General features: G+C 50.2%; 16 protein-coding genes. 4 read left to right on the forward strand and 12 right to left on the reverse strand.

Annotation, left to right across the window (positions count from 1 at the left end; translation table 11 throughout):
- Positions 1-6 precede the first annotated feature (6 nt).
- From EP073_RS00425 to EP073_RS00475, 11 genes are all read right to left on the reverse strand, one after another.
- The gene (locus EP073_RS00425) at positions 7-903 is read right to left on the reverse strand and encodes a peptidylprolyl isomerase (RefSeq protein ID WP_164885226.1); all 897 of its coding nucleotides are present in this window, start codon (positions 901-903) and stop codon (positions 7-9) included.
- Positions 848-1828 (reverse strand): peptidyl-prolyl cis-trans isomerase, encoded by a 981-nt coding sequence (locus EP073_RS00430; protein ID WP_128465206.1) that lies wholly within the window; start codon positions 1826-1828, stop codon positions 848-850. Before EP073_RS00430 ends, EP073_RS00425 begins: the two co-directional genes overlap by 56 nt.
- Before the next feature lie 59 nt (positions 1829-1887).
- On the reverse strand, positions 1888-5199 hold the full coding sequence (gene mfd, locus EP073_RS00435) for a transcription-repair coupling factor (protein WP_128465207.1): 3312 nt from the start codon (positions 5197-5199) through the stop codon (positions 1888-1890).
- A gap of 57 nt (positions 5200-5256) precedes the next feature.
- A complete protein-coding gene (locus tag EP073_RS00440) occupies positions 5257-5835 on the reverse strand; it encodes a D-sedoheptulose-7-phosphate isomerase (protein WP_128465208.1) in 579 nt (192 codons plus the stop codon).
- Between the two features lie 603 nt (positions 5836-6438).
- Positions 6439-6777 carry a YraN family protein gene (locus EP073_RS00445; protein WP_128465209.1) on the reverse strand — a complete coding sequence of 113 codons (339 nt, stop codon included), beginning with the start codon at positions 6775-6777 and terminating at the stop codon, positions 6439-6441.
- Positions 6758-7300 (reverse strand): ribonuclease HII, encoded by a 543-nt coding sequence (gene rnhB, locus EP073_RS00450; RefSeq protein WP_128465210.1) that lies wholly within the window; start codon positions 7298-7300, stop codon positions 6758-6760. The genes EP073_RS00445 and rnhB overlap by 20 nt, the downstream gene beginning before the upstream one ends.
- Positions 7301-7315: 15 nt before the next feature.
- Positions 7316-7972, reverse strand: coding sequence for a hydrogenase nickel incorporation protein HypB (hypB, locus tag EP073_RS00455; protein WP_128465211.1), 657 nt, complete (start codon positions 7970-7972; stop codon positions 7316-7318).
- Between the two features lie 36 nt (positions 7973-8008).
- Positions 8009-8350, reverse strand: a complete 342-nt coding sequence (gene hypA / locus EP073_RS00460; RefSeq protein ID WP_128465212.1) for a hydrogenase maturation nickel metallochaperone HypA — start codon at positions 8348-8350, stop codon at positions 8009-8011.
- Between the two features lie 28 nt (positions 8351-8378).
- On the reverse strand, positions 8379-9260 hold the full coding sequence (locus EP073_RS00465) for a formyltransferase family protein (RefSeq protein ID WP_128465213.1): 882 nt from the start codon (positions 9258-9260) through the stop codon (positions 8379-8381).
- On the reverse strand, positions 9257-10978 hold the full coding sequence (locus EP073_RS00470; protein ID WP_128465214.1) for a DUF2207 domain-containing protein: 1722 nt from the start codon (positions 10976-10978) through the stop codon (positions 9257-9259). The genes EP073_RS00465 and EP073_RS00470 overlap by 4 nt, the downstream gene beginning before the upstream one ends.
- A gap of 13 nt (positions 10979-10991) precedes the next feature.
- On the reverse strand, positions 10992-11540 hold the full coding sequence (locus EP073_RS00475; protein ID WP_128465215.1) for a LemA family protein: 549 nt from the start codon (positions 11538-11540) through the stop codon (positions 10992-10994).
- Between the two features lie 208 nt (positions 11541-11748).
- Here EP073_RS00475 and EP073_RS00480 point away from each other — a divergent pair, with 208 nt between their 5' ends.
- Both EP073_RS00480 and EP073_RS00485 read left to right on the forward strand, forming a co-directional pair.
- A complete protein-coding gene (locus EP073_RS00480; RefSeq protein ID WP_128465216.1) occupies positions 11749-13719 on the forward strand; it encodes an FAD-dependent oxidoreductase in 1971 nt (656 codons plus the stop codon).
- Positions 13720-13722: 3 nt separating this feature from the next.
- A complete protein-coding gene (locus EP073_RS00485; RefSeq protein ID WP_128465217.1) occupies positions 13723-15909 on the forward strand; it encodes a molybdopterin-dependent oxidoreductase in 2187 nt (728 codons plus the stop codon).
- A gap of 240 nt (positions 15910-16149) precedes the next feature.
- Here the strand turns inward: EP073_RS00485 and nikR are convergent, their stop codons facing one another.
- Positions 16150-16554 (reverse strand): nickel-responsive transcriptional regulator NikR, encoded by a 405-nt coding sequence (nikR, locus tag EP073_RS00490; protein ID WP_128465218.1) that lies wholly within the window; start codon positions 16552-16554, stop codon positions 16150-16152.
- 74 nt (positions 16555-16628) lie between these two features.
- Between nikR and EP073_RS00495 the strand changes: the two genes are divergently transcribed.
- Together EP073_RS00495 and EP073_RS00500 are read left to right on the forward strand one after the other, a co-directional pair.
- The gene (locus EP073_RS00495) at positions 16629-18164 is read left to right on the forward strand and encodes a sensor histidine kinase (RefSeq protein WP_128465219.1); all 1536 of its coding nucleotides are present in this window, start codon (positions 16629-16631) and stop codon (positions 18162-18164) included.
- Positions 18165-18206: 42 nt separating this feature from the next.
- Complete coding sequence (locus tag EP073_RS00500) at positions 18207-18953, forward strand: SIR2 family NAD-dependent protein deacylase (RefSeq protein WP_128465220.1); 747 nt, start codon at positions 18207-18209, stop codon at positions 18951-18953.
- Position 18954 lies beyond the last annotated feature (1 nt).

Below are 18954 nucleotides of genomic sequence, written 5' to 3' on the forward strand. Positions count from 1 at the left end.
AAGCGATTAGTACATATACTGCACAAGGATGCGCTGTTTGCTGTCCTTAAGCCATTTATCGTAAACGATTTTCGTTTTCTCATCGGCTATGGCGCCTGCGGCGGTCTGCCTCACTTCCGCAGTGCCTTCGTATTTATCCTTGAAATTTTCAACATAGAGAACCCTGTACTCCCCGCCGAAAGACTGAACCGCAGTAATGTCTCCTTTGTGCTTGCCCTTAAGGAGATCTTTCAGGGATGAATCCAGAGCATCATACTCAAACCAGCCAAGGTAGCCGCCCTCTTCATCTCCGGCGAATTTCGCAGTGGTTTCCACAAAGGAACCGTTCTTTTTGAAGAACTCCAGAGCCCTTTCAAGGGCAAGGCGGTTTTCAAGCTTAAGCATCCTCAGCTCAAGCTGATCGCTGATGTCGAGCTTATTCCCGTTTTCTTTTATATACTTATTGATTTCATCATCAGTAACAACCACTTTCGGCGCAAGAACCCTGCTGCGCACCCTCGTGGAAAGAATATCCATCTTTATCTGCCACTTGTAATGTGCCATTGTACGGTTTTCCTTCGCGAGAAGCTCAAGAAGCTGCTGCTCGGTGATGCCGTTTTTTTCCATAACGTCCTTCACCGCATTGTCCACTTCCTGATCGCTTACACGAACACCCTCACGGCGGGCGGAGTTCAGCACCACGTACTGATCCACAAGGAAATCCAGCGTTTTCTTCGTGTAGTCGGCAAGAACACGCTTTTGCTCTTCCTGATCCTTAATGGCGTATATAGCCTTTGTTCTCTCGGGGTTGAGGGATTCAATGTCGAATTTGGTTATAACGTCATCCCCTACGCGGGCGTAGACCCTGTCAATTACCTGCGCCTGAGCCTGCTGTGAGAGGCTCAAAAGCAGCAGGAGCAACATTAATAATCTCAGCTTTACCGTAAATTTCATCTATAAAATTCCTTACGCTTTCTTCTTGTTTCTGTGAATAAAGTCTTGCGTATATATCCGATTTAACCTGTTCAAACTTTCTGTTTTCACCGTTTCTGTATGCTACTGTGCGGAAAATATGAAAGCCGTATTCCGATTTGATTATACCGCTGGTTTCTCCCGCTCTCAGCCTGAAGGCTTCGGCGAATACTTCGGGGTAGTCATCCATTGAAATCCAGCCAAGGTTCCCGCCGTTTTTCTTTTCATCGGAAATGGAGTACTGCTCCGCCACTTCCGCGAAGGGCACGCCTTTTTTGAGCTCGCCCATGGCTTGTTTGGCGCTCTCCTCTTCTATGGTGAGGATCATGAATACGTTCGCAGTTCTCTTCCCTGTGAAGCGATCCTTATTACTGCCGTAATACGCTTTCAGTTCTTCATCCGTGACAATGACGTTGGTATCCGCCACCTGAGTAAGCAGATTCTGCACCAGAACATTCTCAATCATCTGTTTTTTCAGACGGTTTTTCAGTATCTCATCCGTTGCGTTGTCATCATTTTCCGCGGCTCTGCCCTCTTCCATCTTATCGATGTATCCGGCTATTTTAGCGCTTCTTTCATCACCTATATCAAGTCCGCGTTTTTTCGCCTCGTCCAGAAGGAGCCTGTGGATTATGAAGTTGCGCACTATGCGGTCTTTCACTTCCTGATTCTCAACGGTGAGGGGATCCATCTCCAGCACAGTAAAATAGGCGTAGTCAAGAAGCTCGGAGTTATCTATCTCCACGCCGTTGATTTTCAGAATTGTGCGTTTTTCAACCTTCGGACGCGCGTCTCCGGACTTTTTGCCGTTGTCGCCGCAGCCGAAAAAGAATGCCGTTAAAAGAAGTAAAATCGCTGTCTTTTTCATCATCCGCATAAATTACAACATTAACTCCCGCAGGGCAACACAAAAGGGCTGCAATGATTCTGACAGTTTCAGCCCTCAGCCAGTTCAGAAAGAATTTCGCATGTTTTCTCTAGGAAATTGTCCTTTTTCTCAAAATAAAGCACTAAGCTGTTCTCGTTTTCAAACTTATAAACCGCTTTAACTTCGGCAAGAACCTGAACCAGCCTTGACGGGGAAACGGGTGTGTCCTTGTCGAAAATGATTCGCACACGCCCCGTATGTATGGCGAGTTTCTCGGCATAAACCTTCCCTGCGAGATTCTTCATCAGCATTATCCAGCCGAGATTTTCAGTCTCCTCACGCATTTCGCCGTAAACCTGAGCAAGGTCGTCCAGAAGTCCGCGCATCTCCTTCTCTGACTGAATTTTGGAAAAGCGCCTGTAATAATCGAACCTCAGCGAAACATCCTCCACATACTCGGCGGAGATAAAATACGGCAGAGCGGAGGCAACCTCAGTCTCTCTGGAGCTGTTCAGTTCACCCTTAAGCTCCTTGACAGCGTCCTCTATCATCCGGAGGAAGAGCTCATAGCCGATCTTCACCATGAAGCCCGATTGATCAGCACCGAGGAGATCCCCCGCACCTCTGAGCTGGAGATCGTAGAAGGCGATCTTTACCCCGCTTCCGAGATCGGAAAGCTGCTGGATAATCTTCAGTCTCTTGCGGGCTATCTCATTAAGGCTTGTCATGCTGGGTACAAGCATATAACAGTAGCCCCGCCTGCGGGAGCGCCCGACACGCCCCTTAAGCTGGTAAACCTGTGCCAGTCCGAAATGAGCGGCGTTGTTTATGATAATCGTATTTGCGTTCGCAATGTCTATTCCGTTCTCGACAATCGTGGTGCAGACAAGAACATCCAGCTCACCCTGATAAAAACTGTAGAGCACGCTCTCCATAGCGTCCGCAGTCATCTGCCCGTGGGCGATTCCAAGCCTTGCGTGGGGCACAAGCTTCCGCACGGATTCCGCCACGGATTCTATGTCCTCAACCTTGTTATGGAGAAAATAAACCTGCCCGCCCCTCTCAAGCTCTTTCAAAAGGGCGTTTTTGATCTCCTCATCCGTTTTGATTACACGGGTGATAACCGGAAGCCTCTCCTCCGGCGGTGTTTCTATGACGCTTATGTCACGGATGCCGGACATGGAAAGCTGCAATGTTCGGGGAATAGGCGTGGCTGACAGGTAGATTATATCTATATTGCTCTTGAGCGCTGTTATTTTCTCTTTGTGGGCAACGCCGAAACGCTGCTCCTCGTCTATTATCAGAAGCCCCAGATCTCTGAACTCCACATCCTTGGAAAGAAGCCTGTGCGTTCCGATGATTATATCCACCTCACCCGCAGCCAGCCTGCGGAGGGTCTTTTTTATTTCGGCGGATGTCTTATATCTGCTGATATAGTCGACATTCACGGGCATATCGGCGAAGCGTTTCTTGAAGTTTACGTAATGCTGACGGGCAAGAACCGTGGTCGGCACCAGAACCCCTACCTGCTTTCCGCAGGCGGCAGCCTTGCAGGCGGCACGCATGGCGACTTCTGTCTTGCCGAAGCCCACATCGCCGCAGACGAGACGCTCCATCGGCTTCTCATCCTCCATGCCCTGATAAACATCGTGTATGGCGGAAAGCTGATCATCCGTTTCGTCATACTCGAACCCCTGCTCAAACTGCTCAAGAAGCACGCCGTCGTCCATGAAAGCGAAGCCGTTTCTCACTTTTCTGTCTGCGTACAGCTTCAGAAGGTCGATAGCCAGCTTCTTCGCCCTTGTGCTTGCCTGAACCTTCAGCTTTTTCCAAGTAGCGGTCTGGAGGCTGTGAACCCTCGGCGCTCTGCCTTCTGCGCCTATGTATTTCTGGATCTGTCCTATTTTATCAAGCGGAACGTAGAGTATCTCCCCGTTTTCGTACTCAAGAACGAGAAAGTCCCCCGCAACACCGCCTATCTCTTTGTGAACAAGTCCTCTGTATATTCCGATTCCGTAATCCACGTGAACAACGTAATCATTCGGCTCAAGGTCGCTGAGACTTGTGGTGTAGACTTCCTTTTTTGCCTTCTTGACCTTTCTTTTAACGGTTCCGAAGATGTCCTCATCGGTCACGACAGCAACCTTCCCTCTCGGGTCTATGAAGCCGCCGCTGACCTTCTCGCCGTAGAGCCCTATGCCGTGGGCGGGAAGTTTATAGTATGAGGATATTTCCGTGACCGCTATTTCATGGTCCCGCATGAAGTCCAGAAACAGGCTTTTAAGCTTGCGGCTTTCGATACAGACCAGAACACCGTATCTGTCGTCCAGCAGATCCTTTATCTTCGCCGCCGCGTCTGTCACCGACTGGTAAAGGTTCTTCTTCTCATGAGTGAATCTCGCGGCGGAACCGGCAAGCCCGCCGTCCTCGCTGTCTGCGTCCGCCGACTCCTCAAAAAGGTGCACCTCGCGCGCAGCCAGAAGCTTTTCCACTGTCTCCGCGTTTATGAAGTTTTTCTCAGCGCCCGCAGGAAGACCGTAATGATCCTGTTTGTCCTTAACCGTGTTGTCCAGCTCTATGAACGCATCGGTTAGATCCCGCTCCAGAGTGACAACCTGCACGCCTGCGCCAAGGTAATCAAACAGGTTAGCCATGCTCCTGTATATAAAAGGGCTGAACCAGTGGCATCCGGCAAACTTGCCGAAGTTCTTCGCCTTTTCACTCACTGACGGAATATTCACCGCCGCCAGATCATCCTCATCAAAAAGAGCTTCCCCCGCCGGAAGAATCGTGAGCTCCTCAAGCTTCTTCTCCGTTCTGCGGCTGAATGACTCAAAAACGTCCATACGGTCGATCTCGTCATCAAAAAACTCTATCCTCACAGGGTTTTCCATCTGCGGAGTAAAGACTTCCGCTATGTCGCCCCTGAAGGTGTATTCCCCCTGACCGGAAACAAGCTCAACGTTTACATAGCCGGAATACTCAAGAGCGTATCTCAGCTCCTCCCTGTCCGCAGTGCCGCCTTTTTTCAGGCTGATCACCGACGCGCCGAAAACATCAGCCGGCGGAAGAGTCTTCGCGAGTGAGCCGGGAGTTACAAGCACAACCCCTTCAAAGCCGTTCGTAAGTCTGTGTAAAGTGCTGATACGCATGGAAAGGACATCGGTAAGAACCCTTGCTTCCTCGAAAGGTTCCTGTGTGTATTCGGGAAAAGGCGCAACCCTATCCGCCCCGAAGAAGAAAACCAGCTCGGATAAAAGAAGGTCAAAACGGTTTCTGTCGGAGGCAATGACAAGCACCCTGCCCCCGCTGAAATTTTTTCTGAGGCGGTACGCGGCGCCTGCGCCCCATAAACCGCCTGTTATTGAAGTGAAGTCCATTATTTTTTACAGTTTTTTTCGATTTCTCTTTTAATAATATTTCGGTTAATGAACAGCCTAACTAAATTTGCCGAACATTATCTCATCCACCAGCTCGCATATAATGTGAGCGGCGGCGATGTGTATCTCCTGAATCCTCGGAGTGCACTCCGAAGGGGAAATCAGCAGATGGTCGCAAAGCCCGCGCATCAGCCCGCCGTCCTTGCCGGTGAAGCCTATGGTGGTCATGCCCTGCCTGCCCGCGGTACGCAGAGCAGCCAGAACGTTAGGCGAATTGCCGCTGGTGGAAATGCCCCACGCTATATCGTTAGCGTTGCCCAATGCCTTGAGCTGCTTATCAAAAACCTGTTCAAAACTGTAGTCGTTCCCGATAGCCGTCAGCGCGGAAGTGTCAGTCGTCAGGGCAAGCGCAGGCAGAGGAGGACGCTCCATCTTAAAGCGGTTGGTAAACTCCGCCGCTATATGCTGGGAATCCGCGGCAGAACCGCCGTTACCGAAAATCAGCACCTTGCCGCCGTTTTCAAAACATCTCACTATCTCAGTGGATATGCCTATCAGCACAGGCATAGACTCGGCGGAAAACCTCGCCTGAGCCTCCCGCATCTCATCAAAAATATCACTTATGAAATCTTCCATTACGCTACCTTTTAGATTTTAAACTCTATCTGCTATGAGAGAACCCTTTTTCCACAGGAAAAAAGGGTTCTCTCATACTCACTCCCAAAAACCTGAAATTCGGGTTTTGAGGGGGAACGGGGGAACTTTTGCCTAAAAGTTTCCCCGAAAACAAATCTATGCACCGAATGCGTTTATTATGTGCGTTATTTCAGCTGTCTTAACAACAAAAATCCGCACATCCTGTCGGATTTTTGTACACGCTCGCGCCGAATTCTCATTCGGCTTCGCTTCGCACGGCGGGTTTCCGATCCTCGGAACCGGAGTCAAGCACCGAATGCGTTTATTATGTGCGTTATTTCAGTTGTCTTAACAACAAAAATCCGCACATCCTGTCGGATTTTTGTACACGCTCGCGCCGAATTCTCATTCGGCTTCGCTTCGCACGGCGGGTTTCCGATCCTCGGAACCGGAGTCAAGCACCGAATGCGTTTATTATGTGCGTTATTTCAGTTGTCTTAACAACAAAAATCCGCACATCCTGTCGGATTTTTGTACACGCTCGCGCCGAATTCTCATTCGGCTTCGCTTCGCACGGCGGGTTTCCGATCCTCGGAACCGGAGTCAAGCACCGAATGCGTTTATTATGTGCGTTATTTTATCATTGTCTATGGAAATCACATCGAAGCGGCAGAGTTTTTCCGGATTATTTTCCATGAGATAGAACTCGGCTGTGCGTATAATTTTTTCCTGTTTGGCGTGTGTTACTGACTGGTAGCCTTCGCCGAAGGCGTCTGAGGAGCGTGTCTTGACTTCGACAAACACCAGTGTGCCGTTCTTTTCGGCTATTATATCGATTTCGCCTGTTTTGGCTCTGTAGTTGCGTTTTACGACGGAGTACCCGTTTTTTTTCAGGAACACTGCCGCCTTGTCCTCGCCGGACTTACCTTTTAATATCCGCATTTTTCAGAAAGCTCATCCGGTGCAGTTCGGTTGCGCCGTATTTTTTCAGTGCTTCAAGGTGAACCTTTGCCCCGTAGCCCTTATTGGAATACCAGCCGTATTCGGGGTATGTCATATGGAGTTTCTTCATCATGGCGTCCCTGTGCACTTTCGCCAAAATTGACGCGGCGGCAACGCAAAGGAAGCTGTCCTCCGCCTTGAACGGGTTTTCTATGGGAACGGAGACATTCAGCTTAACGGCGTCTACTATTATGTTGTCGTAAGAGGTTTTCAGGCGGGAGAGGGCAATGTGCATAGCCTGCCTTGTGGCACGGAGTATATTGATCCGGTCGATAACCCTGTTGCAGACGACACCGAAAGCGTAGTCCACTGCATTGCGCCTTATGCTTTCGGCAATGACCTCACGCCTTTTCTCTGTGATTTTTTTGGAGTCGATGATGCGGGAATCCTCATATCCTTCGGGCATGATAACTGCACAGGCGACAACGGGTCCCGCGAAGCATCCTCTGCCCACCTCATCCATGCCGACGGTGACTATCTATTCCCCCTTTTTCCTGCGGATTTTAGCCTTGATCCAGCCGATGAACTCGTCAAGTCCCTGACCTGTTTTGCAGGAGGTCTCAAAGATGTCCAGAGTGGGGTTAACGCCCAGAGCGAAGTCACGGCATTTCTGCATATCAAAATCCACATAGGGGAGAAGATCCGTCTTATTGATGATGAACGCTGATGAAACATGGAACATAGAGGGATATTTGGCGGGTTTGTCCTCTCCCTCGGTAACGCTGAGCATGCAGACTTTGGCATCCTCACCCAGTTCGTAAGAGGAGGGGCAGACAAGATTGCCCACATTTTCTATTATGAGAAGGTCAAGTCTGCCGAAGGCAACCAGAGACTTTTCTATGTCAAGGGCTTCAAGATGGCATGAACCGTTGGTGTTCACCTGAATGGCGGGGATTCCGGCGGCTCTGATGCGTTCCGCGTCAAAGTCCGTCTGGAGGTCGCCTTCGATAACGCCGACTGAATACTCTTTCTGAATCTCCACAAGGATATTGGAAAGGAGAGTGGTCTTTCCGCTGCCGGGAGAGGAGACAAAGTTCAGCACAAGCGTTCTGTCCCTGTCAAAACCTTCCTTCAGGGCTTCCGCCAGTTCTTCGTTTTTGGAGAGAATCCTTTTATTCACATCAAGCTTTGTCATTAACCACCTTCTTTTATTCTTTTAAAGACTGAAAGGTCAATCCACTTCAATTTCTGTAATCTGCAACTCTTCCCCTGTGAGGATTTTAACAGCGTGGGAGCCGCATTTCGGGCACTGCATAAAAATCTGCTCAAAGGTATTTTCGTGTCCGCAGTCAATACACTTGCCGGTGAGAGGAACATTATCGATGATAAGCTCGCCCTCTTCGGCTATTGTACCATCCTTGAGGGCGTCAAAGGCAAACATCAGCGGAGAGCTTTCCACCGCCTGTAATCTGCCTATTTTCACGAACACTTTATTAACTTTCTTCGCGCCGTTGTTCTTTGCCGTCTCAAAAACGACATCCATTAAGCTCTGAGCTATACTGACTTCATGCATGGAAATATGTATAATATCCTATAGTGTCTTAGTCAACCGCATAATAGAGTTCGTGAACCTCGCCCCTGCGGAAGAGCCTTCCCCCGCACTCCGCTTCCTCTATTATTATTGTCCCCGAGCCGCAGGCAATCTCCGCCCCGTACGGGGTGAGTTCAACCAGTTCTCCGGGTCTGCCGTATTCCCCCTGCCATTTCTCCGCCGATGCCCGCCAGACTGTTATCTGCCTGCCGTCCTTCATGAAATACGCGCCGAAATACGGGCGGGAAAAACCCCTGATGTGGTTGTATATGTTGTATGCGTCACGGTTGAAGTCTATCACCCCTTCTCTCTTTCGTTTGCGTGGAAGATAAAACGCCTCCCGCTCATCCTGCGGTGCTGCCTTGAAGCCGGCTAATCCTTTTTCCATGAACTCCTTTATGAAGCGTGCGCAGACAGCGGAGTATTTTTTCAAGAAATCTTCCGGATATTCGGTGAAGCCGATCTTAATTTCTTCGGAAAATAGGACATCCCCGCCGTCTACCCTGTCGGACGCTGTATAGAAACTCGCTCCGGAAACCGCAACGCCCCTGAGAAACTGTTCAGTAACGGCGCTGTAGCCTCTGTACAGCGGCAGGAGTGACGGATGGGCGAATACCGCTTTAGCATCTGTCTCCATGAAGAAATCCTTTGTCCAGTCCACACAGACGGCGATCGTCTCAGTGTCAAGCACCGCTTCCGCCGCTTCGCCGTATTTATTTGATGATATAAAGGTTATGGGAAAAAGACCCCTGTATTTGGTGAAGTCTCTTGAGAGGGCAGTCTTCTGAAAGCCTGCGGGATAAGTGTACACCTGCGGATATACCCCCAGAGCATCCAGTGCGTCCAGCAGGTATTCCCCTGTGAGATTCGATGTAAAAAGCGCTGTTTTCACCAGCTTCGTCCTCCGCCTCCGCCGAAGCCGCCTCCCGAAAAGCCGCCACCGCCGGAGAAGCCGCTTCCGCCTCCGCCCGCACCGCCCTGAGGCGCCGGCTGTGAGGTCATAGCCCTGCTCATGGAGGATATGCCGGAATTAAGGGAATCGGCAAAAGCATACATTGTGAACCCTCTGCCGTTATGGGAGACATACCAGTCCGGCGGCTCCCGGAGAAGCCCCTCAAACTTGCCCGCCCAGTCTTTAAGCATTCCGAACGCCACGGCATAGGGTACGGTCAGATTAAAGTATTCGGGATTTTTTGCAAGCATCCTTTCAAGCCTGCCCTTCTCCGCACGCTCCACAAACTCCTTAAAGCCCGCAAGCTTGTTGTACAGCCCCTGCCCCTTGGCGGTTCGTTTGGGAATAAACCGCCCGAAGAAAAATGTGGAAATTCCCATGAGAAGGCAGGCGACAAACCAGCCTATATCGCCGGAGAAGGCTGTGAGGAACACGCCGAGGAATATGAATATAATGCTTGCGCCCTTCATAAGTCCGCCTGCTTTTCTTGTGCCGCCCTCATAGAGCCCCATGGCGGTCACGTCTCTGTCAAGCTGCTCACGGGCAATGAGCATGGTTTTATAATACACGTTCTTCAGGTCGGACAGCCTGCGGTTCTTGAGCCCCGCGGGGAACATCCCCGTGAAGAGCGTCTGCTCATAGGAGGGCGCGCTTTCGGGCAGCTCGCCGAGTTTTACAAAAATATAGTCGCTCCTGCCGAGGAAGGAGCTGTAGTCCTCCGCCTCTTCTATCCTGATAACCTTGTCCACAGCCCACTTAAGAAAGACAGAGACAAGATCCCTGTTGTCTATTTTATCATCCGCCAGAACACCCGCCACGGCAGAGCTGACCCCCGCTGGCGGTTCATAGAGGGTGACCAGCGGTGACGATGTGTCCCTGCCTTTTTTGTACCAGATAAAAAACAGCAGAGGGATATAGATCAGAACAGCGATAAGATAAGCGTTGTTCACTGAAAAAAGCCTTAAACGCAGCCACGGGGTTCCGTAATCCAGATAGCCCTCAGGCAGGAGAATGCCTATGCTTAATCCTTCTTTTGGATTGAGCCTGCGCAGGGTTCCGCCGCTCAGCGTCTGTCCGTCATATGAATACGAAGCATCGGCTCCCTGTTCGCCGTAGTGACCAGTGTAAGCGAAAATTTCCTCATCCGGCAGATCAAGCCTCTCCGGCAGGCGAACGCTGAAAGTGACGCTTTCCGCAGGAACATCCCACAGGGTTCCGTGTATATTCCAGTAGATTTCGCTTCTTGAGTCAAAAAAGTTCACCGCTCCGAAAACTCTGTAAGTGACGATATACTCCTTCTCACCCGTTATATACTGATCGGGCGAGCCGAGGCGCACCTCACGGAAGGCGCCGCTGTCAGAGACTTTTATCTCGGCACTTTCTGTCTGTATGTCATCAATGAGGATCCGGTAGCCGCCGCCGAAGATATTGGGACGCTTCGCCGTGCCCTTGACGCTTCCTTCACGGTAAATTCTCGGCAGTTCAAGGATTATCCCTCTTCTGGGCTGACGGAAGTTTATGAGGTAGGTCTCCGTCACCTCAAGCACGGAGGTTTCCAGCACATCAATACGCACATCGTGCTTCTTTATAACGAAATCCTCCCCGAAGACGGGCAGAACCGTGAGGATAAAAATCAGTAGAACAAAAATGAAGCGCATAAGCGTATCCGGTTTAGAATTTGACCTGAACGTTTTCCCTCTGGGCGGAATCCATCTCGAAATATTCTTTTTTGGTAAAACGGAACATGCCCGCAACTATAAGAGAAGGAAAACTTTCGCACATGGTGTTCAGATCACGAACTACTGCATTATAATACCTTCTGGCGAGCTGTATATCGTTTTCTATGCTGTTTATGCTGTTCTGAAGCTCAAGGAAGTTCACATTCGCCTTAAGCTCCGGATAGCTCTCGGACAGGGCGAACAGGCTTTTCAGCGCTCCGGTGAGCATGTTTTCCGCCTTGGCGTGCGCCTCCACACTGCCTGCCCCCATAGCCATATTGCGGGCTTTTGTCACATTCTCCAGAGTGTCCTTCTCGTGGCTTGCGTATCCCTTCACCGTCTCCACCAGATTGGGAATGAGATCCCACCTTTTCTTGAGCTGGACGTCAATATCACTCCATGAAGCCTCGCTGAGGTTTCTGAGGGAAACAAGCTTATTATAATAGTAGATGAAAAGAGCTATAATGAGCGCCACAACGCCTACGAACACCAGTCCTGCCATACGATCCTCCACGGCTAAAACACCTATATAATTTCACGCAAAATAATTATAATCCTAAATTGAAGGCACTTCAACATCATTGATAATATTCTGAAATCATCACAGGTTCAGGTCAGCACAAAATTCTAGACATAGTATTATAATTGTGTTATACGAAATTGTATACAGTATACGATTGCCCATTTATAATTTCGCCGTGGAGAGTGTAATGCCACAAGTTTGCTACGGATTCTGGAAAAACGCCAAATTCGATAACAGAGGCAAACCCGCATCAGAGTGGAGCGAATCACCGTTCAAAACCTCTGAAGCATATGAAGGAAAGCCTCTGAAAGCCCTTGTTAACTGGGACGGGTTCCTTGTTTTTGATGAAACAGCAGATATTCTTGCCATTCTTGCTAACTATATGAACGAGATAAGCTCGCAGGGCTGTTGCGGACGATGTTTCCCCGGCAGGGTGGGCACAAGACTGCTTGCCGAACAGCTGATGAAGATCCGCTCCGGCTGCACAGACAAGTTCGAGCTGGACAAGGCTTACGAAATTGCGCAGTCTATCCACCTTTCCGCAAAATGCACTGTAGCACCAACGGCTTCTATCCCCGTTATGCGTTTCATAGAAAACTTCGCAGATCAGGTTAAGGCAAGTGTTGTCCCCGCCGAAACAGCGTATTATAAACACATAACCGCACCCTGCACCGCAGGCTGCCCCGCTAATGTTCAGATTCCCGAATTTATCGAGCAGATAAAAGATCACCGTTTCCTTGACGCGCTCTCCATAATACGTGAGACAATGCCCCTCGCCGGAGTATGCGGAAGGGTCTGCCCTCATCCCTGTGAGCTTAACTGCCGCAGAGGGCTTGTGGATAAAGACCCCGTGAGCATAATGGTGCTTAAACGCGCTCCGTGGGATTACGAATATTATCAGGAAAAAGCGCCTATTCTTCCCCCTAAGGCTCCCGCCAAGGACAAGAAGATCGGCATAGTCGGCGCGGGTCCCGCGGGGCTCACGGCGGCTTATTACCTCGCCCTAATGGGGTACGAGTGCAAAATATACGAATGGATGCAGGAACCGGGCGGAATGGTTGCCCTCGGAATCCCCGATTACAGAGAGCCCAGACACCTTCTCCGCAGAGAGGTTGACATTATAAAATCCCTAGGTGTTGAGATAGAATACGGGCGAAAGCTCGGTGATGACCTCAGCCTTCAGTATCTTAAGAAGAATTACGACGCGGTTCTGCTCACCATCGGCGCATGGAAAAGCAGAGACATGGGAATAGAGGGCGAAAAGGAAGGCTTCACAGGCATCCACGAATCGGGCATACTTTTCCTTCGTGAACAGGCAACAGGCAAGGATACGGGCGTTAAGGGCAAGAAGATTGTGGTTGTCGGCGGCGGAAACACCGCTATAGACTGCGTGCGTGTTGCCCTGCGTGAAGGCGCCGCGGATGTAAACCTTGTTTACCGACGCTCCAGAGACGAAATGCCCGCTGAAGACTACGAAATAGTTGACGCCATGGAGGAGGGAATTAACTTCCACTTCCTCTGCAACCCCACAAAAATAATCGCTGAAGACAATGTGGTCACAGGCGTTGAGTGTGTGCGCATGGAGCTCGGAGAACCCGATGAATCCGGCAGACGCAGACCCCAGCCAGTCAAGGACTCCGAATTTATAATAGACTGCGATGTGATAATCCCCGCCATAGGTCAGTTCACAGACCTCACCTTCCTCAAAGAGGAGGACGGACTTGAGGTGACAAAGTGGAGCACCTTCAAAGTTGCGGACGACCTTTACGTAACCAGCGATCCGCAGATTTTCTCCGCAGGGGACTGCGAGTGGGGACCCATGACCGTGGTCAAGGCAATAGGCGCGGCACGCTGGTCAAGCATCATGATCGACCGCTACCTCACCGAAGGCAAGCCCTATCTTAAGCCGGAGGAGATACTCCAGCTTGATCTCCAGAAGAACAAAGTCTTCGACAAAAAGGAAGACGTGAAGGAACAGGAATGCCCCACTATCAAGCGTGTGCATCAGCATAAGCTCACAGGTGAGGAAAGAAAAAGCAACTACGAAGAGGTTGAAAAACCCTATACCGATAAACAGGCATACGACGAGGCGACCCGCTGTCTGAGATGCGTGCGCATGGCTATGGTAGCCCTTGAAAATAAAGGGGAAGGGGAGTAACCGATGGCAGAAATAATCATAAACGGAAATACATACAGCTTTGAAAAAGGCGAATCAGTTCTTGACGTCGCTAACAGGAACGGTGTGCACATACCCACCCTCTGCTACCTCAAGGAAATTACCCCGATCGGAGCGTGCAGGCTCTGCCTTGTTCAGGTGGACGGAGCGAAAAGGCTTCAGGCGGCATGCGTAACCTACGCCATGGACGGAATGAAAGTTGAGACCGACAATGAATACATCTGGACTCACAGAAAGCAGATGCTCGACTTCATCCTGATCAAGCACCCCCTTGACTGCCCCGTGTGCGACAAGGCGGGCGAGTGCATGCTTCAGGATACGGCATACGAATTCGGAATGATGACCGAGAAGGTCTCATCCGAAAAGCCGAAGGATCCTAAAGCGCACTGGAATAAGATTGTTTATAACTCGAACCTCTGCGTTCTCTGCGAGAGATGTATAAAATCCTGCCACGAAATGACAGGATGCAGTGCATTGAAAATGGAGGACAGAGGCTTCTATAACCATGTGGTTCCCGCTAAAGGCGATACTCTCAACTGTGATTTCTGCGGAACCTGTATTGACCGCTGTCCGGTGGGCGCACTGCTCGATACTCAGTTCCACAATCAGGCACGGGTGTGGGATCTCAGTGAAACCGTAACCGCCTCCCCTTTCTCCGCAAGCGAAAGCGATGTTGTGTACGGAGTGCTGGACGGCAAAATCGAAAGAGGCAAATCCGTTGAGGGAGCCCAGATCTCAAGCCAGAGCCGCTTCGGCTTCAACTACATAGAAAATCCCTCAAGGGTGAAAACCCCCCTTGTGAAGTCAAACGGCGAAGCCGCTCCCAAGTCATGGGAAGAGGTTATGACAGTTCTCAGGGACAGGCTAGCCGGCTGCAAGCCGGAAAACACAGCCATGCTCATGGGGTCCCGCCTCACCAACGAAGCAATAGCCGCCTACAAAGCGCTCATGGGCGCCATAGGCTCCAAAAAAATCGTCACCGAGGCGGACTTCACGAAGCCCGTTTTTATGAAAAAATATAAAGAAAAGTTCGGCACCTTCGCCAATATCCGCAGAGCGGACGACCTCAAAAAGGCCGACGTGATCTTCGTGATCGGCGCGGATCTCCGCCGTGAGGCGGTTGGTCTCAAGTGGAGAATGATGAACGCAGTCATCCACAACGACTGCAAGCTCATAACTGTCGGCTTGAAGAAGTATGAATACGATGTTTTCACAAACAAATCGCTCCTTGCCGACGGCGGCGACTTCGGCGGCGTTTTTGAGAAGATCAAGACCGACACAGGGGAAAGCTTCAGTGACATCAGAGAATATATAAAGGACGCAAAAAAAGTCGCCTTCATAGTGGGGAATGAATACGCCGCAGCCTGCCCGCAGCCGGAAGCGGTTCTCGCCTTTGCCGATTTTATAGGACAGGAGAAGCTCAGCGCCTTTCTTGTGGCGAATGACAAAACAAACATCTACGGGCTTTACGCTCAGGATCTTTTCGCTGGCGGATACTCAGCGGATGAGCTGATAAAGGATCTGGAAGCGAAAAATATAAAAAACCTGTTCCTCATAGGCTTCAACAACACCTACACAGGCGAAACGGCGGAGAAGCTGAACAATGCTCTGCGCTCCCCTGAAACGGTTGTTGCGGTTGACCTTTTCAATGACGGTACTTCGGCGCGGGCAAATGTCTTCCTCCCTGCTAAAGCCGCTCTTGAGGTCGACGGCTCATTCGTAAAAATCGGCGGAAGGCTGGCAAAAGTCCGCAAAGTCGTGGACACGGCGGGCGAACAGAAGTCAGACACAGAAATAGCCTCCATGCTGGCGGGGCTCTTCAAGGCATCCGTACCCGCATGCCCGGAGGAGATCTACAACACCATGCTTGCCGGCAAATACGGCTATCCGGAAGTAAAATTCAGCATACTTGACAGCTGCCTCGTAATCAAAACCGCTCCGGCGTTCAATGAAACTCCATTTAAATATGAGCAGCCGAAAAATGCGGAGAAGACTGTCTTCGTCAACCCCAGACATCACAGCGGCACCATAACCGCCAAAGCGAATTTTACGGTAAGAGACGAATTCGCTGTGCAGAACTTCCATTTTCAGCAGGCGGAAGAAACAATCACCTCCGAAAGCTGCGAATGTGCGGCAAAAGGTGTTAAGCTGATCACAAAGAAATTTCAGTAATCCAAGCAAAAGCAAATCGATAGAAACACAAAGGCCGCTGCTGACCCAGCGGTCTTTGTGTTTGTTGACAAAGTCATTTCCTGAACAAAAAACGCTGGTGCCTGCGAAAAATCCGCCGCCCTCTTTTTGCAAAAGTAGAGCGCTCGGCTTAAATAACAATCACCTGCCCTTTTATAAAAGGCGGGATAGAGAGGATTTAATAAGCGTGCCGGAGAAAGCCTCAGAGACTGAATATTCTCACTATTTAGTTCCGGTAATATTAATACTGGTGTGCTTTACACCCTTCATCGTCTTGAGCGAGCTGTAAAGCTTCTTGATGCTGTTGCCGTTGCCTCTCACTGCGAGGATCTCAAGGCAGTTGTCATGATCAAGATGTATATGCTGGATGGAGATCACGGAATCGTGATAATCGTGCTGAATATCCATGAGAGAAGAAAGAAGATCCCTGTTATGATGGTCGTACAGAATAGTCACTGCGCCTGCGACATTGCCGCCTGAGGCAAATTCCTTTTCTATCACGTATTCCTTAAGCAGATCACCCACAGCCTTCGATCTTGTCTCGTACCCTTCTTCGGCTATTTTGCGGTCGAACTCAGAGAGAAGATCTTTATCAAGGGAAACACCGAACCTAGCTATCTCAGCCATATGAATATCCTTTTTTTGCTTTATTTTATAGTTTTGCGCGCCTGACCGCAAGGCTTTTGCTCTTGGAAATCACTGTGAAAAAGTGTAATCTCTCATCTATGGAATCACATAAAAAACCTTACATCAAACTGCAGTTTAAAATAACCCTGCTGTTCTTCGCCCTGCTCTCCCTCGTGAGCTTCACAGTGAGCAGCATGCTTGCCGCCAATATCGAAAAAAAGGCGAAGACAATAGCCAGCGACTATATAACCAGCATCCCTTTCCTCATAGACAGCTCGCTGGACAACTACATGATGATGGAGAACAAGGGCGCCATAAAAGAGCTTATCCTCAACCTTCAGAAAGACGCCAATATCCTCGGAATCCACATCCTTAACAGGAACGGACAGATCTCGTGCATTTTGCAGGATCTCAGCAAATATTACAGCAAGGACTACCTTGATCTGATAAGGCACAACTTCAACAGCACAGAAGGCTTCACAGAACTGACGTACGCAGGCAAAAAATACCTCTCTTTCAATAAACCACTGCTGAATGAGGAGAAATGCCAGTCCTGCCACAACCCCTCCGAAGGAGCCGTAATAGACACGCTGAACATAAACATAGACCTCTCCCGTCTTAAGGAGCTTCTGAGCCGTGAGGTGTTTGAGGTGCGTCTGTTCCTGTACACTGCGGATATTCTGCTGTTCATAGTGCTTTTCTTCCTGATCTACATTCTGGTGATCCGCCCTGTGCGCATACTTGAGAACGGCATGCAGGCTGTTGCGGGCAACAATCTGGACATAAGAACGCAGATCACCTCCAACGATGAGTTCGGACGTATGTCGATCCTCTTCAACTACATGGTGTACTCGCTGCGCAAGGCGTTCAGCACCATAAGCTCCATGCACAAAAACATGCTCCACAACGACAGACTGATGACTATGGGAACACTCACCGCCTCCATAAGCCATGAGATAAAAAACCCCCTGAACTCCATAATGATCAACGCCGACATAATGACGATGAAACACCCCGAAACCAAGGCTTACACCGAGAAAATTCTCAAGGATGCCGAACGCATAAGAGACATAATAGACCAGACCCTGAAATTCTCCCGGGTGGGGAACGACAAGCTGGAGTGCATAGACGTTGCCGAATTCATAGGGCGTATAGCGCTGTATGTTGAGCGCACGCTGCTGAAATGGGCCGATGTTCCGTTTGAGACCGTCACGGATAAAAATCTCGGCTGCATAAAGGCCACCCCAGTGCATATAGAGCAGATATTCATCAACATACTCCGCAACGCAGTGGAAGCTGTGGAACACAAGCCCGGGGGCAAGGTCACCCTCACAGCCAAGCTTGACGGTGAGTTTGTAGAGTTCGACTTCATAGACAACGGTGAGGGTATACCCCCGGAAGCCAAGCAGCATCTATTCACCGAGTATTTCACCACCAAGCACAACGGAACAGGCTTGGGGCTCACCATCGTGAAGCAGCTCATTGAAAACTACGGCGGAACCATATCCTTTGAATCGGTGCAGGGGCAGGGAACAATATTCCGTGTCCGCTTCCCCGTTGTGTCGGAATGCGAATGCGCCGCCGATCTGGAAAATGAAAAGAAAGCCTGATCAAAACATATAATTTGCCTGCACTACCGATATTTGCTATAAATGCAGATGGACTGCGCACTTGAACTCAAAACCCTTTTAAGCCGGTCAGAGAGAACGGTTTTCTTTTCCGGAGCAGGTATAAGCACGGAAAGCGGAATACCTGATTACCGCACGCCGGGAAAAGGGCTCTGGGCTAATCTCGCGTCCGAAGACTATCTCAACATAGACTCCTTCACCGCTAATCCCGAAAAATTTTACACACTCTTTGCGCCGCTGTTTGATGTATTTAAAAACGCGCTCCCCAACAATGCCCATGCCTTCATCGCTAAGCGGGAGGCAGAGGGAAAAACTATAAGCGTTATCACCCAGAACATAGACGGACTCCACCAAAAAGCGGGCTCAAACAAGGTGCATGAGCTGCACGGCTCCCTCATGACCTCCCGCTGCATGCACTGCGAGGAGGAGATGGCGACAACGAGAGTCTTCCGCATTCTCTCCAAGGGCGGGAACCCGCCGAAATGCCCCGTGTGCGGCGGCGTTATGCGCCCGAACGTGATCTTCTTCGGGGAGATGCTGCCCCCCGCCGTGATGGACAGCGCCGTGAAGGATTCCATGAGCTGCGACCTGTTTATCGTGACCGGCTCGTCTCTTTCTGTTATGCCTGCTGCAATGCTGCCCGGATATGCGAAGTCATCCGGCGCGAAAGTTGTTATAATAAACAGAATGCCCACGCCCTATGACTCCATGGCGGATCTGGTGATAAACGGTTCTCTGGGCGAAGTTTTTAAATCTTCGGAGGTTGGTTAAG

This window comes from Geovibrio thiophilus (assembly GCF_004087915.1).
GTDB classification, from domain to species: Bacteria; Chrysiogenota; Deferribacteres; order Deferribacterales; family Geovibrionaceae; genus Geovibrio; species Geovibrio thiophilus.

Excerpts from the sequence above, each read along its gene's own strand:
- EP073_RS00425 (WP_164885226.1), bottom strand. The coding sequence starts at position 903 with ATGTTGCTCCTGCTGCTTTTGAGCCTCTCACAGCAGGCTCAGGCGCAG.
- EP073_RS00430 (WP_128465206.1), bottom strand. The coding sequence starts at position 1,828 with ATGCGGATGATGAAAAAGACAGCGATTTTACTTCTTTTAACGGCATTC.
- mfd (WP_128465207.1), bottom strand. The coding sequence starts at position 5,199 with ATGGACTTCACTTCAATAACAGGCGGTTTATGGGGCGCAGGCGCCGCG.
- EP073_RS00440 (WP_128465208.1), bottom strand. The coding sequence starts at position 5,835 with ATGGAAGATTTCATAAGTGATATTTTTGATGAGATGCGGGAGGCTCAG.
- EP073_RS00445 (WP_128465209.1), bottom strand. The coding sequence starts at position 6,777 with ATGCGGATATTAAAAGGTAAGTCCGGCGAGGACAAGGCGGCAGTGTTC.
- rnhB (WP_128465210.1), bottom strand. The coding sequence starts at position 7,300 with ATGGATGAGGTGGGCAGAGGATGCTTCGCGGGACCCGTTGTCGCCTGT.
- hypB (WP_128465211.1), bottom strand. The coding sequence starts at position 7,972 with ATGACAAAGCTTGATGTGAATAAAAGGATTCTCTCCAAAAACGAAGAA.
- hypA (WP_128465212.1), bottom strand. The coding sequence starts at position 8,350 with ATGCATGAAGTCAGTATAGCTCAGAGCTTAATGGATGTCGTTTTTGAG.
- EP073_RS00470 (WP_128465214.1), bottom strand. The coding sequence starts at position 10,978 with ATGCGCTTCATTTTTGTTCTACTGATTTTTATCCTCACGGTTCTGCCC.
- EP073_RS00475 (WP_128465215.1), bottom strand. The coding sequence starts at position 11,540 with ATGGCAGGACTGGTGTTCGTAGGCGTTGTGGCGCTCATTATAGCTCTT.
- EP073_RS00480 (WP_128465216.1), top strand. The coding sequence starts at position 11,749 with ATGCCACAAGTTTGCTACGGATTCTGGAAAAACGCCAAATTCGATAAC.
- EP073_RS00485 (WP_128465217.1), top strand. The coding sequence starts at position 13,723 with ATGGCAGAAATAATCATAAACGGAAATACATACAGCTTTGAAAAAGGC.
- nikR (WP_128465218.1), bottom strand. The coding sequence starts at position 16,554 with ATGGCTGAGATAGCTAGGTTCGGTGTTTCCCTTGATAAAGATCTTCTC.
- EP073_RS00500 (WP_128465220.1), top strand. The coding sequence starts at position 18,207 with ATGCAGATGGACTGCGCACTTGAACTCAAAACCCTTTTAAGCCGGTCA.